This is a genomic window from Pseudomonas jilinensis, assembly GCF_003586265.1.
GTDB classification, from domain to species: Bacteria; Pseudomonadota; Gammaproteobacteria; order Pseudomonadales; family Pseudomonadaceae; genus Halopseudomonas; species Halopseudomonas phragmitis.
In genome coordinates, this window is the sequence record NZ_QJSA01000013.1 from 51659 (window position 1) to 67506 (window position 15848).

General features: G+C 61.4%; 15 protein-coding genes. 10 read left to right on the forward strand and 5 right to left on the reverse strand.

What is annotated here, in order from left to right:
• The first annotated feature begins 738 nt into the window (after positions 1-738).
• From C2846_RS14430 to C2846_RS14460, 6 genes are all read left to right on the forward strand, one after another.
• On the forward strand, positions 739-2103 hold the full coding sequence (locus C2846_RS14430) for a polynucleotide adenylyltransferase PcnB (protein ID WP_080048457.1): 1365 nt from the start codon (positions 739-741) through the stop codon (positions 2101-2103).
• A complete protein-coding gene (folK, locus tag C2846_RS14435; protein ID WP_080048458.1) occupies positions 2100-2600 on the forward strand; it encodes a 2-amino-4-hydroxy-6-hydroxymethyldihydropteridine diphosphokinase in 501 nt (166 codons plus the stop codon). Before C2846_RS14430 ends, folK begins: the two co-directional genes overlap by 4 nt.
• A 208-nt stretch (positions 2601-2808) precedes the next feature.
• Complete coding sequence (gene panB / locus C2846_RS14445; RefSeq protein WP_080048460.1) at positions 2809-3603, forward strand: 3-methyl-2-oxobutanoate hydroxymethyltransferase; 795 nt, start codon at positions 2809-2811, stop codon at positions 3601-3603.
• 4 nt (positions 3604-3607) lie between these two features.
• Positions 3608-4459, forward strand: a complete 852-nt coding sequence (gene panC / locus C2846_RS14450; protein ID WP_080048461.1) for a pantoate--beta-alanine ligase — start codon at positions 3608-3610, stop codon at positions 4457-4459.
• Between the two features lie 160 nt (positions 4460-4619).
• A complete protein-coding gene (gene acs, locus C2846_RS14455; RefSeq protein ID WP_119701776.1) occupies positions 4620-6560 on the forward strand; it encodes an acetate--CoA ligase in 1941 nt (646 codons plus the stop codon).
• 162 nt (positions 6561-6722) lie between these two features.
• On the forward strand, positions 6723-7904 hold the full coding sequence (locus C2846_RS14460; protein WP_119701777.1) for an acetyl-CoA C-acetyltransferase: 1182 nt from the start codon (positions 6723-6725) through the stop codon (positions 7902-7904).
• A gap of 30 nt (positions 7905-7934) precedes the next feature.
• Here C2846_RS14460 and C2846_RS14465 read toward each other — a convergent pair whose 3' ends face one another.
• The 3 genes from C2846_RS14465 to thpR all read right to left on the reverse strand — a co-directional run bounded on the left by C2846_RS14465 (position 7935) and on the right by thpR (position 9645).
• Positions 7935-8333 (reverse strand): DUF2784 domain-containing protein, encoded by a 399-nt coding sequence (locus C2846_RS14465; protein ID WP_119701778.1) that lies wholly within the window; start codon positions 8331-8333, stop codon positions 7935-7937.
• A 4-nt stretch (positions 8334-8337) separates the two neighbouring features.
• Positions 8338-9015 (reverse strand): MOSC domain-containing protein, encoded by a 678-nt coding sequence (locus tag C2846_RS14470; RefSeq protein WP_205890227.1) that lies wholly within the window; start codon positions 9013-9015, stop codon positions 8338-8340.
• A 90-nt stretch (positions 9016-9105) separates the two neighbouring features.
• A complete protein-coding gene (gene thpR, locus C2846_RS14475; RefSeq protein ID WP_080048465.1) occupies positions 9106-9645 on the reverse strand; it encodes an RNA 2',3'-cyclic phosphodiesterase in 540 nt (179 codons plus the stop codon).
• Positions 9646-9752: 107 nt separating this feature from the next.
• Here thpR and wrbA point away from each other — a divergent pair, with 107 nt between their 5' ends.
• The gene (gene wrbA / locus C2846_RS14480; protein WP_119701779.1) at positions 9753-10352 is read left to right on the forward strand and encodes an NAD(P)H:quinone oxidoreductase; all 600 of its coding nucleotides are present in this window, start codon (positions 9753-9755) and stop codon (positions 10350-10352) included.
• A gap of 24 nt (positions 10353-10376) precedes the next feature.
• Here wrbA and C2846_RS14485 read toward each other — a convergent pair whose 3' ends face one another.
• Together C2846_RS14485 and C2846_RS14490 are read right to left on the reverse strand one after the other, a co-directional pair.
• Positions 10377-11477, reverse strand: a complete 1101-nt coding sequence (locus tag C2846_RS14485; RefSeq protein WP_165443833.1) for a rhomboid family intramembrane serine protease — start codon at positions 11475-11477, stop codon at positions 10377-10379.
• Between the two features lie 115 nt (positions 11478-11592).
• Positions 11593-12549 (reverse strand): sensor domain-containing diguanylate cyclase, encoded by a 957-nt coding sequence (locus C2846_RS14490; protein WP_119701781.1) that lies wholly within the window; start codon positions 12547-12549, stop codon positions 11593-11595.
• A gap of 279 nt (positions 12550-12828) precedes the next feature.
• Between C2846_RS14490 and C2846_RS14495 the strand changes: the two genes are divergently transcribed.
• From C2846_RS14495 to C2846_RS14505, 3 genes are all read left to right on the forward strand, one after another.
• Positions 12829-13527 (forward strand): pseudouridine synthase, encoded by a 699-nt coding sequence (locus C2846_RS14495; RefSeq protein WP_080048469.1) that lies wholly within the window; start codon positions 12829-12831, stop codon positions 13525-13527.
• Positions 13528-13655: 128 nt separating this feature from the next.
• The gene (locus tag C2846_RS14500; RefSeq protein ID WP_119701782.1) at positions 13656-14300 is read left to right on the forward strand and encodes an alternative oxidase; all 645 of its coding nucleotides are present in this window, start codon (positions 13656-13658) and stop codon (positions 14298-14300) included.
• Between the two features lie 82 nt (positions 14301-14382).
• On the forward strand, positions 14383-15828 hold the full coding sequence (locus tag C2846_RS14505) for an NfeD family protein (RefSeq protein WP_080048471.1): 1446 nt from the start codon (positions 14383-14385) through the stop codon (positions 15826-15828).
• Positions 15829-15848 lie beyond the last annotated feature (20 nt).

Below are 15848 nucleotides of genomic sequence, written 5' to 3' on the forward strand. Positions count from 1 at the left end.
TTACCCCCTACTAAAGTCCCGTAACACCTCTCCGGGGTGTTCGGTAACGAATCCCGCGCACGCCCGGTCACGCGCTCAGGCGAAAAAATACTAACTAATTGATTTATATGGAAATTCAAAAGTTGGCACGGCTTCTGCTTTATATCTGGCACAACAACAATAAAAACCAGATAACTCATAACAAAAATAATATTCGGCTCCACACACAATAAAAATAAAACGTGCGCGGCCAAGCAAACTGATTTTTTTGGAGAATGGGTACTCACCCTGCGGACAGGATGTCCGGCTGGAACCAGAGAAGAATAAAAGTTGCTCAAGCAACCCGCCAGTCCAGAGCCGAAGATAGGCCTTGAGTATTGACCTAAGCTTCCAAAGCAATCCGTTTGTTTTGAAACCCGGGATGGGTTGGCTGAATAGGCGACACTGTCGCCTCTGCCTACAAAAACAAGAATAGCTCAGAAGAAGAAGAACAAGAATCCATTAAGGGGAGCCATGGCTCCCCTTGAGCTTTCCTCTCTCAATACCGCTCATCTCATTCAAATCCCCCGTTATTCAAGCTAGAATGCCCGACTGTTGATACAGGCAGTCTGCCCGTTCGCCCAGCACAAGCGCCACGACCAACCCGTCATCATGCCTTTGGTCCGGCTGAAAGCGGCATTCCAGACCCTGCCATACTTAATTGAAACGATTCAGCCCCAGGCATGAGGGTCAGGATACGCTGGTGGACTACCCGCACCCATGATACGAAAGCTGTTGCAGAAACTACCCAACCCCTTCGGCCACCCGGTCCGGCATCGCACTACGCCCGCCGTTATCCCCGCCAGCCAGCACAACCTGCGCCGCGAGCGCATCAGCCGGCATGCGGTCAATGTGGTTGAGCGGCTGCAACAGGCTGGCTACCAGGCCTTCGTAGTCGGCGGCTGCGTGCGCGATCTGCTGCTGGATCTCGACCCCAAGGATTTCGACGTCGCTACCAGCGCCACCCCCGAGCAGGTCCGGGCCACTTTCCGCAACGCTCGCCTGATCGGCCGCCGCTTCAAGCTGGTGCATGTGCATTTCGGTCGCGAGATCATCGAAGTGGCGACCTTCCGCGCCGGCCATGATGAAGACAATGGCGACGAGCAGTCCCGCCAGAGCGACTCCGGCCGCCTTCTGCGAGACAATGTCTATGGCACCCTGGAGCAGGACGCCCAGCGGCGCGATTTCACCATCAACGCGCTGTACTACAACGTCAGCACCGGCCATATTCATGACTACGCCAATGGCCTGCATGACATTCGCAACCGCCAAGTGCGCCTGATTGGTAACCCGGTACAACGCTACCAGGAAGACCCGGTACGAATGCTGCGGGCAGTACGCTTTGCCGCCAAACTGAACTTCGACATCGAGCCGCACAGCGCCGCGCCGATTATCGAGCTGGCCGATCTGCTGCACGACATTCCCGCGGCCCGGCTGTTCGATGAGGTTCTCAAGCTGTTGATGAGCGGCCAGGGGGAAAAGACCTTTGCCTTGCTGCTCAAGTACGACCTGTTCGCCCCGCTGTTTCCAGACACCGATGAGGCTATCCAGGCCAACCCTGACTACACCCTCAAGCTGGTCCACCAGGCCCTGCGCAACACCGATCAGCGCATCGCTCAGGACCGCCCGGTAACCCCGGCCTTCCTCTACGCCGCCTTGCTCTGGCCGGCCCTGCCGCCACGGATCAAAGCCTTGGAGGCACGCGGCATCCCCAGCATTCCGGCCCACCAGCAGGCCGCTCAGGAATTGCTGGCAGAACAGTGCCGGCATACCACGGTACCGAAGCGCTTCACTATTCCGCTGCGCGAGATCTGGGACCTGCAGCCGCGCCTGGAACGACGCAGCGGCCGCCGCGCCGACCAAATGCTCGAACATCCACGCTTTCGCGCCGCCTACGACTTTCTGCTGCTGCGTGAAAGCGCTGGCGAGCAGACTGACGGCCTGGGTGACTGGTGGACTCGCTATCAGGATGCCAGCGAAGACAAGCGCCGGCAGATGGTCCGCGAGCTGGCCGACAAACCCGCAGCCAAGCGCCAGCGCAGCCGGCGCAAACGCAAGCCACGCAGTCCGCAGGCCAACCCATGAGCAGCATCTGCTACATTGGCCTGGGCAGCAATCAGGCCGACCCCATCGGCCAAGTGCTGAAAGCCTGCGAGGCATTGGGGCAGGTGCCGCGAACTCGCCTGGCTCGTCGCTCGTCGCTGTATCGCAGCGCCCCGCTCGGGCCCCAGGATCAACCCTCCTATATCAACGCCGTGGCCGAGCTCGACACCGAACTGACCCCACTGGAGCTGCTCGACCAACTGCAGCGTATCGAGCTCGATCAGGGACGTGAGCGCAAGGCTGAACGCTGGGGCCCCCGGACTCTGGATCTGGATATGCTGCTGTTCGGTGAACAGGTCATCGACAGCCCTCGACTGCAAGTACCGCACTACCACATGCAGACCCGCGCCTTCGTTCTTTACCCTCTGGCCGAGCTGGCCGCCGATCTGATCCTGCCAGATGGTACCCGGCTCAGCCAGTTGCTGGACACCTGTCCAGCCGATGGACTTGAGCGTCTCGACGCCCCGGCCCAAGGATGAGCCATGCACCCGACTGCCTCGCCGTGCCTGTCATCACCCCGTCTGCAGCCCCTGAGCCGCAGCAGGGCGGCGATTGACCGGCGGACAGAGCAAGACCACTATAGTCATCAGGTTGATACCATCCTGAGCATCCAGAACACCGTTCCCCATGATGGGGCCCGGCGTCTCATGATCCTGCCCCTGCGGGGCTGAACCACTGGAATCTGCCATGCCTGAAGTAACCCTGACTACGCTCAACAAGCTCAAGCAATCTGGCGAGAAAATTGTCAGTCTGACCGCCTATGACGCCCTGTTCGCTCACCTCGAAAGCACTGCCGGGGTTGAAGTGATTCTGATCGGCGATTCGCTCGGCATGGTATTGCAAGGCCATGACAGCACTCTGCCGGTCACTGTCCAAGACATGGCCTACCACACCCGTGCGGTAAAGCGCGGCAATCAGGGCGCGCTAATCATGGCTGACCTGCCGTTCATGGCCTATGCTACGGTGGAGCAGGCACTGAACAACAGCGCCGTGCTGATGCAGGCCGGGGCCCATGTGGTCAAGCTTGAGGGCGCCGGCTGGCTGGCCGAGACCATCACCGCGCTGGTCCAGCGTGGCGTGCCGGTCTGTGCCCACATGGGCCTGACCCCGCAAACCGTCAATGTGCTTGGCGGCTACAAGGTCCAGGGCAAGGAGGAAGCCCAGGCCAAGGCTATGTTGGCTGACGCCCTGGCCCTCGAAGCCGCAGGCGCCAGCATGCTGTTGCTCGAATGTGTACCCAGTGCCCTGGCCGCGGAAATTTCACGCAGCGTGCAAATTCCGGTCATCGGTATCGGTGCCGGCTCAGGCACCGACGGCCAGGTTCTGGTGGTTCATGATATGCTCGGGCTGTCGATCAGCGGCCGGCTGCCACGCTTCGTAAAGAACTTTATGAACGGCCAGCCCGACGTGCCAGCGGCGATCCGCGCCTATGTCGAGGCGGTCAAACGCGTTGAATTCCCGGCAGCCGAGCACGAGTTCTGACACCATGAATACGCTACACAGCATCGCCCAAGTCCGCGCCGCCATCAGCCATGCCCGCAAGGATGGCAAACGTATCGGTCTGGTGCCGACCATGGGCAACCTGCACGCCGGACACATCGCCCTGGTGGAAAAAGCTCGGCAACGCACCGATTACGTGGTGGTCAGCATCTTCGTCAACCCGTTGCAGTTCGGCCCCAGCGAAGACCTGGATAGTTATCCGCGGACCCTGGCCGATGATCAGGCCAAGCTGCTGGATGCCGGTGCCCATATGGTGTTCGCCCCCAGCGTCAATGACATGTACCCCGAAGGTATGGACGGCCACACCATCGTCAATGTTCCGGTCGTCTCCGAAGGACTGTGCGGCGCCAGTCGTCCAGGCCACTTCAACGGCGTCGCTACTGTGGTCAGCAAGCTGTTCAATATTGTCCAACCTGATCTGGCGGTGTTCGGCGAGAAGGACTATCAGCAACTGGCGGTCATTCGCAAGATGACCCAGGACCTGTGCCTGCCGACCCAGATCATGGGCGAGCCGACCGTTCGCGCCGAGGACGGTCTGGCGCTGTCCTCGCGCAACGGCTACCTGAGCCCGAGCGAACGGGAGGTTGCTCCGCTACTGTTTGCCACCCTCAAACAAGTAGCGGCCAACCTGCAAAGCGGGCGCCGCGACTTTGCCCAGGTAATTGAGGAGGCGCGGATGGTACTCGAATCCAGCGGCCTGCATCCCGACTATCTGGACCTGCGTGACGCCCTGACCCTGAACCCGATCAGCGACACCACCGAAGAAGCCGTCGCTCTGGCCGCCGCCTTTCTCGGCAAGACCCGACTGATCGACAACCTGCGCTTCAAGCTGAACTGAGCCAGCCCGCCCCGCCATTCGGCGGGGCTCATCTTTGCCGTTCAATACCCCTAACCTCCCCGGACTAGACCAAAGAAGGGTTGAATTAACCGCTTCGATGGCTGAGGCTGTATAGCCTATACGGCAGTATCACGCCGATAAAAACAAGAGGGAGCCGTTCATGTACAAGATCGAGAATCACCTGGTATCCGATGCCACCCGGGCCTATGCCCATCTGGATGAAGCCGGTTACCAGGCCATGTACCGTCAGTCGCTTGAGCAGCCCGAACAGTTCTGGGCTGAGCAGGCCAAGCGCTTTCTGACCTGGGAGCAACCCTGGAGCAAAGTCCATGAAAGTGACCTCAGTCAGGGCCAGGCCGCCTGGTTCATCGACGGCAAGCTGAACGTCAGCGTCAACTGCATTGACCGCCATCTGCCCAGCCGTGGCGAGCAGACCGCGATTATCTGGGAAGGCGACGAGCCGACCGATGATGCCCGGATCAGCTACCGCGAACTGCATGAAAAGGTCTGCCGGCTGGCCAACGTGCTCAAAGCTCGCGGCGTCAAGAAAGGCGACCGGGTCTGCCTGTACATGCCAATGATTCCCGAGGCCGCCTACGCCATGCTGGCCTGCGCCCGGATTGGCGCAGTGCATTCGGTGGTGTTCGGCGGTTTCTCCCCCGACGCCCTGCGCGACCGCATCCTTGACGCCGACTGCCAGGTAGTGATCACCGCCGACGAGGGTGTGCGCGGCGGCAAAAAGGTGCCGCTCAAACAGAATGTGGAGAAGGCCCTCAAGGATTGCCCCAACGTTCACAGCGTGGTCACCGTGCAACGTACCGGCGCCGACATCCCCTGGCACGAACACCGTGACCTCTGGTACCACGACGCCATTGCCGGAGTCAGTGCCGACTGCGCGGCGGAGCCGATGGACAGTGAAGACCCGCTGTTCATCCTGTACACCTCAGGCTCGACCGGCAAGCCCAAGGGCGTGCTGCACACCACTGGCGGCTACCTGCTCGGTGCCGCCATGACCCACCACTATGTGTTCGACTATCACGAAGGCGAAACCTACTGGTGCACCGCCGACATCGGCTGGATCACCGGCCACTCCTACATCGTCTACGGGCCGCTGTGCAACGGCGCCACCACCCTGATGTTCGAAGGCGTACCAACCTATCCGGACGCCTCGCGCTGCTGGCAGGTGGTCGACAAGCACAAGGTCAACATCTTCTACACCGCACCAACAGCCATCCGCGCCCTGATGGCCAAGGGTGACGAATACGTAACCAGCGCCTCGCGCACCAGCCTGCGCCTGCTCGGCAGTGTTGGTGAGCCGATCAACCCGGAAGCCTGGGAGTGGTACTTCCATGTAGTGGGCGACTCGCGCTGCCCGATTGTCGATACCTGGTGGCAGACCGAGACCGGCGCCATCATGATCACCCCGCTGCCCGGCGCCACCAACCTCAAACCCGGCTCGGCGACCCGTCCCTTCTTCGGTGTTGAGCCAGCCCTGGTCGATCCAGAAGGTAATGAACTGGAAGGCCCGGCCAGCGGCAACCTGATCATCAAGCGTTCCTGGCCGAGTCAGATCCGTACTGTCTATGGCGATCACCAGCGACTGATCGACACCTACTTCAGCGCCTACAAGGGGGTATATTTCACCGGCGATGGCGCCCGTCGTGACGAAGACGGCTATTACTGGATCACCGGCCGGGTCGATGACGTGCTCAACGTCTCCGGTCACCGGATCGGTACCGCCGAAGTCGAAAGTGCCCTGGTGCTGCACGATGCCGTAGCCGAAGCCGCCGTGGTCGGCTGCCCGCACGATATCAAGGGCCAGGCGATCTATGCCTTCGTCATGCCAATGCACGATATCGAGCCCAGTGACGCCCTGGTGGCCGAGCTCAAAGCGTTCGTCGCCGAACAGGTCGGCGCATTTGCCCGCCCCGAGTTCATCCAGTGGACCCCTGGCTTGCCCAAGACCCGCTCGGGCAAGATCATGCGCCGCATCCTGCGCAAGATCGCCTGTGACGAACTGGATACCCTGGGTGACACCTCAACCCTGGCCGATCCCAGCGTGGTCGATGAGCTGATCGCCCAGCGTCTGAACCGGGCCTGAGCTGGCTCCATCCCTTGCGGCTGCGAACCGAGTTCGCAGCCGCCGCCTCCTCCCGTGCAATCAACGTGCGCCAGTCGCACGTATTGCGCTGCGCCCGGTTGTCGATCGTGACTGACAAGTCTATCCTAGTCACCCCTGAGAACCGGTCATGAGGAGTCGTTCATGCAAGAGGTCGTCATCGTCGCCGCTACCCGTACCGCCATCGGCAGCTTCGGCGGGCAGTTCGCCAACATTCCCGCCCACGAGTTGGGCGCCACCGTCATTCGCGCCCTGCTTGAACAAACCGCCATCGACCCCGCCAGTGTCGACGAGGTGATCCTGGGCCAGGTACTAACGGCAGGCTGCGGCCAGAACCCGGCGCGCCAGGCCGCGATCCACGCCGGACTGCCGCACAGCGTGCCGGCCCTGACCCTGAACAAGGTCTGCGGCTCCGGGCTCAAGGCCCTGCACCTGGCAGCCCAGGCTATCCGTTGCGGCGATGCCGAGATCATGATCGCCGGCGGCCAGGAATCCATGAGCCTATCCCCTCACCTGCTGCCGACCTCGCGCAGCGGTCAACGCATGGGCCATGGTCAGGTCATCGACAGCATGATCCATGACGGTTTGTGGGATGCCTTCAACGACTACCACATGGGGATTACCGCCGAGAACCTGGTCGACAAGTACGGCATCAGCCGGGAAGAGCAGGATGCCTTTGCTGCCGCCTCGCAACAAAAAGCCGTCGCCGCGCAGCAAGCCGGCCGCTTTGACGCCGAGATAACCCCGGTCAGCGTCCCCCAGCGCAAGGGCGAAGCCCTGCTGATCAACCAGGATGAGCAACCGCGCCCAGGCACCACAGCCGAGTCACTGGGCAAACTGCGCCCGGCGTTCAAGAAGGACGGCAGTGTCAGTGCCGGCAACGCCTCCAGCCTCAACGATGGCGCCGCCGCAGTCATGCTGATGAGCGCCAGCAAGGCCGCCGAACTGGGTCTGCCGGTACTGGCCAAGGTAGCGTCCTATGCCAATGCCGGGGTCGATCCGGCGATCATGGGCATTGGCCCGGTCTCCGCCACCCAGCGCTGCCTGAGCAAGGCCGGCTGGCAGGTACAGGATCTGGATCTGATCGAAGCCAACGAAGCTTTCGCGGCCCAGGCTCTGGCGGTTGGCAAGGAACTGCAGTGGGATGCCAGCAAGGTCAACGTCAATGGCGGCGCCATTGCCCTCGGTCACCCGATCGGAGCCTCCGGCTGCCGGGTGCTGGTCACCCTGCTGCATGAAATGCTCAAGCGCGACGCCAAAAAAGGTCTGGCGACGCTGTGCATCGGCGGTGGCCAGGGCGTGGCGCTGGCACTGCAACGCGACTGAGCCGACCACAGGGGCGGCATCATGCCGTCCCTAGCGCCTGAGCGGCGGGTAGCGCCACCAGACCGCCAGCACCAGCAGCGCAAACAGGCTGTAAATCAGGATAAAGACCCAGTCAGGGGCCTCGTAATAGAGCAGGCGCTGCAACCAGTACTGAATGAAGCTACCGGCATAAACCCGGCTGCCGGCCTGCTCACGCAGCCACATCTCCAGCGTGGTCAACGGACATACCAGCCCCAGCCAAGCCTCGGCCACCACCACCAGAATCGTGGCCAGGTGCGCCAGCCGAAACCACATATGATTGACCCAGCGCCAGCCCCAGGCGTTACCCAGCACAATCAGCACCACCCCCAGGATCACGAACAGCACGATGGCCACATGCACGGCCAGCACCAGGTCAGCCAGCCATTGCCAATAGGCAGGCGCGTTCATCTGCTCAGATTCCCGGCAGCGGTGCGGTCCCTGCCTCCAGCTCGACCAGCCACTCATCCAGCTCGCGCCGCATCCGCAGCGCTATCGGTGATGCCAGCGCTCGCCGCACGAAAGCCTCTGAACGGGTTTTGCCCAGCCAGTAGCGGAAGGTTTCCTCGATACCCGGCCACTCAGCAGCGCCCCGCATTTCCAACTGGCAAGGCATCCCGGCCTCCAGTATCCCCGGCTCCAGCACTCGCACATAAGCCCCGCTGCGGGCAGCCCGGGCAAAAGTCTTGGCAAAGGTTGGCTCACCCGCCCGCGCCGCCAGGGTCGAGCAAGGAATCCGTGGCCCGGTCAGCTCCAGCAGTACCTCGCCAATACGCAGGCGATCACCGATACGCGGCAGCTCCCACCAATCGCTCAGAGTCAGGTTCTCACCGAAGAAGCCCGGCATCAGCTCGCGCTCAAGCTGGCCTGACCACCAGTCGATGTCAGCCTGGCTGTACAGGTACAGCGCCTGATCCGGCCCACCGTGGTGCTTGCCATCAGCGATGAAGTCGCCCACCAGCCCATCCGGGCCAACCGGCACGGGAGCACTCACAGGCCGTTTGAAATGCCCGGTGCGGGCCCGGCGCTTACCAATATCCAGCCATTCGGGCTGCGCTCGGTTGATCGCAATCAGATCAATATCCTGAGTCATGACTCCCTCACAGTATGCATTGCCACTCCAACGACCAGTCTGCCACGAAACCTCAGGCGCGTCCTTCAAGTGATCCCAACGATGGTCGGTCTACTCCTCAACGCACGGATAACGCCCCAGCACCCGATAGCTGGCGCCCTGCTCGCTCAGGTCACTGAGAAACAGACTGACGTGCTCGACCCGAAAACACGGACCTCGCAGGTCTTTGTGGCGCTGCACGTAGTCCTCAGGCCCTGGTTGCGGCCCATGCAGCCGAGCCAGGGTGATATGCGGCTTGTAGCCCTGTCGGTCGGGGCCAATTCCGGCCTCGGCCAGCAGGTGATCGAGCTGCTGCTTGAGCCGGCGCAGAGGTGCTTGCGGACTAACTCCGGCCCACAAGGCCAGGGGCCGGCGCGGAGGCCCGAACCAGCCCATCCCTTTTACCGTCAGGGTAAAGTCCCTAAAACGCAGGCTGGTCAGTGCCGCTATCACCTGCTCGACCTGCCCGGCGGCAACTTCGCCGACAAACCTCAGCGTCAGATGCAACTGCTCGGCTGACTGCCAACGTGCGCCCGGCATCGGCTCGGCAAGCTGCAGCAAGGCTTGTTTAACGGGCTCTGGCAACTCCAGGGCAATAAACAAACGCGGCATGCGCGGCCCTCCTCAACATTGGACTACCACAACCCGCCAGCCTGACCTAGGCTGGGTAGAGTGCCGGTTCTGCCCGACACCCCTTTCCCTACTTCATGGAGGTCAGTATGGCCAAGATTCTGGTGCTGTATTACTCAATGTACGGACATATCGAAACCATGGCCAATGCCGTGGCTGATGGGGCTCGCCAGGTGCCTGGGGCCGAGGTCAGCGTCAAGCGGGTGGCCGAAACCATGCCGGCTGAGGCCTTCAAGAATGCCGGCGGCAAGGTTGATCAGGCAGCCGCGGTTGCCACTCTGGCAGAGCTGCCCGACTACGATGCAATCATCTTCGGTACCCCGACCCGATTCGGCAACATGAGCGGCCAGATGCGCACGTTCCTCGACCAGACTGGCGGGCTCTGGGCCAAGGGCGCGCTGCGCGGCAAGGTCGCCAGTGTATTCACCTCGACCGGCACCGGCGGTGGCCAGGAGACCACGGTGATAACTACCTGGACCACCCTGGCCCATCACGGCATGATCATCGTGCCGCTGGGCTATGGCGCCAGCGAGTTGTTCGACATTTCCACTACCCGCGGCGGCAGCCCCTATGGCGCGGCGACCATTGCCGGCGGCGACGGCTCGCGTCAGCCCTCGGACGCCGAGCTGTCCATTGCCCGACATCAGGGCGAGCTGGTGGCAGGCATCGCGGTGAGGCTGGCTGGCTGAACCTGTGCGCCCGAGGCCCCAGGACTAACGGCGCAAACGCGCCTCGGGCGCATTAAGCATGCGTACCAGCGGATTGGCCGCCTCGACCCGGTCCTGCAGCGCCAGACCGGCCAGCAGGCCAAAGGCGAATCCACCCAGATGCGCAGCGTAGGCGACATTGGTTTCGCCAACCATCATGCCGAAGATGTTCATGCCGCTCCAGATCAGAAAAAACCAGTGCGGTGCCAGTTTCTTCTGCCAAACCACGAACATGAAACTCAGGCTGGAATAGCGGAACCAGATCAGATACAGGCCAAACAGCGCGGCGATAGAACCACTGGCGCCGACCAGCAGCAGGTCACGCCCGCCCAGCCAGGAGGTCACCAGCAGCTCGGCCAATGCCGCTATCACCCCACCCAGCAGATACAGCCCCAGATAGCGCCAGGGGCCCAGCACATCCTCGATGTTGTCGCCAATGATCCAGAGAAAATACATATTGCCCAGCAGGTGCATCCAGCCGCCATGCACGAACTGGTAACTCAACAGTTGCCAAAGCATGGGGGGCTGCCCAACCAGATCGGACTGCACACCCAGTAGCAGCATCAGCACCACCTCCATCTGAGCGCTGCTCTGACCCAGCAGAAACACCAGTACGCACAAACCGATCAGGCTATAGGTTACCCAAGGGGTATGCCGGGTCTTGATGTTGAATTCGACCGGCATCCGGGTCATGAATTCGAACAGCCAGGAGCGCCAATTGAGCGTAGCGTTGAGCATCTGCATGGCGTCCTTGAGCTTGGGTGAATGCATAACTTGATCGACCTCGTCATGGTCGAGCCAGACTCCGTCACAGCTCGCACAGCGGTCAATCTCGACCTGATAGTCCGGTAACAGGTGGTAATGCTCCATCGGCGCCTGACAGTGCCAGCAGACCCGCTGGCTAGCCCCCAAATGCTCGCCCAGGTGGCTGACATGGCAGTGCTGATCGATATCCGGGTGGGTATCGCTGATCGCCTGGTTGAGCTGACGGTCCTCGAACCACATCCCTTCGCAGCTGCGGCACTGAAATACCCGGCCAGACTGAAATGGCACCTCATACAGGGTTCGGGTCAAACAGCAGGGGCAATGGGCTTTTCGTAGGGGCATGACAGGCATCCTTGCAAACCGCGGACGGGTATCCGCACGACATGATGCTGGCGATGATAATCGTTTGGCCGCCCAAGCCCAACACCACCACCGCCATTTCCTCGCCACCAGCCCGCTAGCGGGCCTGTGCCTGACCATCGGCAACGATCCGGTTACGCCCCTTCTGTTTGGCCTGGTACAGACGTTCATCCACCAATTCGATCAGATCTCTGGGCTCATCAGCATGGCCGGGGATACAGCTACCAACCCCAAGGCTGATACTCAGCACCGGCCCGGCCTCGGAGCGCTGATGCGGGATCTGCTCCTTGAAAATCTGTCGGCGGCAACGCTCGGCCACGGTCAACGCCGCCTCGATGTCGGTCTCCGGCAATACCAACACGAATTCTTCGCCGCCATAACGGGCCAGAAAGTCTCGGGAGCGGGTTGCTGTCAGGTCCAGAGCCTTGGCCACACGCTTGAGGCATTCGTCGCCCTGAAGGTGCCCGTAGTGATCGTTGTACTGTTTGAAATAGTCAATATCGATCAGGATCAGCGCCAACGGACTCTGGTTACGCCGAGCCTTGAGCCACTCATCCTCCAGCACCGAGTCGAACAACCGACGGTTGCCCACCCCGGTCAGACCGTCCTTGTAGGACAACTCCTCAAGCTCGCGCTGCAGGCTGACCAGTTTGTCTTCGATCTTCTTGCGCTCACTGATGTCGAACATGAAGCCGACCAGACAATCGACCTCACCATCGGGTTTGCGTACCACATGCACCACATCACGAATCCAGACGTAACGTCCATCCTTGGTCAGCGCCCGGTAGTCGGCTTCGTGATCCACCCCGCTTTGCGACTGGCTGACGCAATAGTTGACCGTCCATTCGCGATCATCCGGATGCATCCGCTCGGCCCAGTCATTGACGCTGGCCCAACTGGAGCGCTCCCAACCAAGCAACTGCTCGATCTGCGGTCCGATGTAGGCGAACTGCATGGTGCTCCAATCGATCTTCCAGGGGATCGCCCGCGTGGATTCGAGCAGGGTCTTGTAGACCGCGCTGTCTAGCTCCATGTCTTTTTCTTGCTCGCTCATATGCGACTCCCCCAGGCGTCCTGGATTCAAGATCGCGGCTGCCTGCCTCCCTGCCCGGCACCTCCAGCCGGCTCAGCTACGCGATGGTCTCTTATTGTTCTCGATATCACTTTAGCATCATCTTTTGACGACCTAGCAGTGGCCTCTTGATGCCAGCCCTATCCTAGACCATCAATCAGGTAATACGCAGACCCACCGCCTGCGGGCACGTACTTAATCAGGGCAGTTCGTCGGAAAGTCATCCGTAGCCAGGGTCAGTTGCCGACTATAATCGTCGCCATGCGACTCGACCGTATCCTCAGCAATCAGGCCCAATACAGCCGCCAGACCAGCCGTCAACTGATCGCCTGCGGCCGAGTCACGGTCAATGGCATTGTTTGCCGCACGCCGGACCAGGAGGTTGATCGCTTCGCCGCCGTCAGCCTGGACGGCGCCCTGATCAAACCTGGCCGGCCGGCCCATTACCTGATGCTACACAAGCCAGCCGGCTACCTCAGTGCCACTTGCGACCCACAACACCCGACCGTGATGACACTGTTGCCCGAGGCCTGGCGCAATGAATTGCATATCGGCGGGCGGCTGGACCGCAGTACTACCGGCCTGCTGATTCTGACCAACGACGGCCTGTGGTCGCGGCGCCTGACCGAGCCGCGCACCAAGCTGGCCAAGGTCTATCATGTCCGCACCCGCCAGCCGATCAGCCCACAGACCGCCAACCGCTTTGCCGAAGGCATTCATTTCGCTTACGAGGGGTTGACCACCTCGCCAGCGCAACTTGAACAACTGGATGAGCACAGCGCCCGACTAACCATTTACGAAGGCCGCTACCATCAGGTAAAGCGTATGTTTCACGCCGTCGGCAATCAGGTTGAGAGCCTGCATCGTGAAAGTATGGGCAGCATTGTTCTCGATCCCCAGCTGGCCCCGGGTCAGTACCGCCCCCTGAGCCCCGAGGAAATAGCCTCGCTTGAGTGCTGAGGGCACGGCCCATCCAACTGGCTTGGCTGGTCATAAAATGAAAAACACCACAACGAACCCCGCAAGTGGCTTGCGGTCCAGATGCCCAGTACGTGACTGAAACCCACTTGCCGCCAAGGAGGCCCGCCATGCCGCAATCCGCGTATTCAGCCACCGCCACCGATGATCCCCTGAACAGTCACCATCAACCATCAGGGCTATCTGACCAGATTGCCTTTCGGCTGACCCGTTTTCTGCGCTGGTTTGCCGATCGCTTCTTCAAACAGCGCTATGGCCACCGTGCCGTGGTGCTGGAAACCGTAGCCGGGGTACCCGGCATGGTCGGTGGCATGCTGCGCCACATGCGCAGCCTGAGGCGCATGGAGGATGACCGCGAATGGATCCACACGTTGCTCGAAGAAGCAGAGAACGAGCGCATGCATCTGATGACCTTCATTGAAATCGCCAAGCCGTCGTGGTTCGAACGGCTGATCGTGCTGCTGGCCCAGGGTATCTTCTTCACCTGTTTCCTGCTTCTGTATATCGTCTCCGCCAGAACCGCGCACCGACTGGTCGGCTACTTCGAGGAAGAGGCGGTCTACAGCTATACCGAGTATCTCGGCGAGATCGACAGTGGCCGACTGGCCAACACCCCAGCCCCGCAAATTGCCATTGATTACTGGCAACTTCCGGCCGACGCCCGACTACGTGACGTAGTACTGGCTGTGCGCGCCGACGAAGCTGGCCACCGCGACGTCAACCACTCGCTGGCCGATAGTTTCGACCAGAATTGACGCCGCAGGCGCGTCAGAACTGGACAACGGCCGCTATCTGCTAGGCTGAATAGTATCCCCTCGAACCGGACCGGCCCATGCAATGAAGGTTACGAGCTTCCATCCCGCACAGCCGCGCGTCCTGCTCTGGCTAGGTTGCCTGCTGCTGGGCGCACTGCTGACCCTGCTCTCGGCCCTGGCCAATGAACCCGCCGAACGCCGAAGCGGCCTGCTGTTGACGGTCGACGGAGCCATCGGCCCGGCGACCATGGACTATCTGCTGCGTGGCCTGCAGCAGGCAGCCGACGAAAACGCCAGCATCGTGGTGATCCAGATGGACACTCCTGGCGGTCTGATGGAGTCTATGCGCCAGATCATCAAAGACATCCTCGCCTCGCCGGTGCCAGTTGCCACCTATGTCAGCCCGCAGGGCGCCCGGGCCGCCAGCGCCGGGACCTACATTCTCTATGGCAGCCATATCGCCGCAATGGCCCCGGCCACCCACCTCGGCTCGGCAACCCCTGTGCAGATGGGCGGCCTGCCTGGGCGCGAGGAACCTGAAGAGCGTGACAGCGAGCGCCAACCGGAGACGGAGCAGGCCGAACCAGATCAGGAACGGCGCAGCGAACCACGGCGCGGCGGTAGCGCCATGGAGCGCAAGGTCCTGGAAGATGCGGTTGCCTATATCCGTGCACTGGCCGACAAGCATGGACGCAACGCTGACTGGGCCGAGCAGGCCGTGCGCGAGGCGGTCAATCTTGGGGCCAGCGAGGCGCTGGAGCTGAACGTGATCGATGTGATCGCCAGCGACGTGGACGATCTGCTAAGCCAGATCCATGGCCGCAGTGTGGCCATGGCATATGGCGAACGGGTGCTGGATACTGCCAACCTAAATCTGATCCGAGTCGACCCCAACTGGCGCACCCGTCTGCTGTCAGTCATCACCAATCCCAACGTTGCCTATCTGCTGATGATCATCGGTTTTTACGGAATCATCTTCGAACTATCCAATCCAGGCAGCCTGTACCCCGGCGTCATCGGGGTAATCTGCCTGATTTTGGCACTGTTTGCCTTCCAGGTCCTGTCGGTGAACTATGCGGGGCTGGCACTAATCCTGCTCGGCCTGACGCTGATTGTCGCCGAAGCCTTCCTACCCAGCTTCGGCATCCTCGGGATTGGCGGGATTGTTGCCTTTGTCGCTGGCTCGATCATCCTGATGGATGGCAGCCACTACGCCGTCTCACTGCCGACTATCGGTGGCATTGCCGCCATCGCCGCAGTATTCCTGATGTGGGCGGCCGTGCGTTTTATTGGCCTACGCCGCCGCCCGGCAGTCAGCGGCGCCGAACACCTGCGCCTGGAGCAGGCTATTGCTATCGACGATTTTCAACCCCGGGGCAGCCACTTCCACGGTCATGTCCAGGTAAGCGGTGAACGCTGGAAAGCCCTGGCCGCCTATCCGGTACAACAGGGACAAACCGTGCAGATCGACCGGATCGAAGGGCTGACCCTGCATCTCAAAGGCAATCCACAGGAGCACGCCGACTGAGCTCGGCCCACTTCGAGGAG

Coding starts and splice junctions, on each gene's coding strand:
- wrbA (WP_119701779.1), top strand. CDS start 9,753: ATGGCCAAGATTCTGGTGCTGTATTACTCAATGTACGGACATATCGAA.
- acs (WP_119701776.1), top strand. CDS start 4,620: ATGTACAAGATCGAGAATCACCTGGTATCCGATGCCACCCGGGCCTAT.
- C2846_RS14430 (WP_080048457.1), top strand. CDS start 739: ATGATACGAAAGCTGTTGCAGAAACTACCCAACCCCTTCGGCCACCCG.
- C2846_RS14460 (WP_119701777.1), top strand. CDS start 6,723: ATGCAAGAGGTCGTCATCGTCGCCGCTACCCGTACCGCCATCGGCAGC.
- C2846_RS14490 (WP_119701781.1), bottom strand. CDS start 12,549: ATGAGCGAGCAAGAAAAAGACATGGAGCTAGACAGCGCGGTCTACAAG.
- C2846_RS14485 (WP_165443833.1), bottom strand. CDS start 11,477: ATGCCCCTACGAAAAGCCCATTGCCCCTGCTGTTTGACCCGAACCCTG.
- C2846_RS14470 (WP_205890227.1), bottom strand. CDS start 9,015: ATGACTCAGGATATTGATCTGATTGCGATCAACCGAGCGCAGCCCGAA.
- C2846_RS14465 (WP_119701778.1), bottom strand. CDS start 8,333: ATGAACGCGCCTGCCTATTGGCAATGGCTGGCTGACCTGGTGCTGGCC.
- C2846_RS14500 (WP_119701782.1), top strand. CDS start 13,656: ATGCCGCAATCCGCGTATTCAGCCACCGCCACCGATGATCCCCTGAAC.
- folK (WP_080048458.1), top strand. CDS start 2,100: ATGAGCAGCATCTGCTACATTGGCCTGGGCAGCAATCAGGCCGACCCC.
- C2846_RS14495 (WP_080048469.1), top strand. CDS start 12,829: ATGCGACTCGACCGTATCCTCAGCAATCAGGCCCAATACAGCCGCCAG.
- panC (WP_080048461.1), top strand. CDS start 3,608: ATGAATACGCTACACAGCATCGCCCAAGTCCGCGCCGCCATCAGCCAT.
- C2846_RS14505 (WP_080048471.1), top strand. CDS start 14,383: ATGAAGGTTACGAGCTTCCATCCCGCACAGCCGCGCGTCCTGCTCTGG.
- panB (WP_080048460.1), top strand. CDS start 2,809: ATGCCTGAAGTAACCCTGACTACGCTCAACAAGCTCAAGCAATCTGGC.
- thpR (WP_080048465.1), bottom strand. CDS start 9,645: ATGCCGCGTTTGTTTATTGCCCTGGAGTTGCCAGAGCCCGTTAAACAA.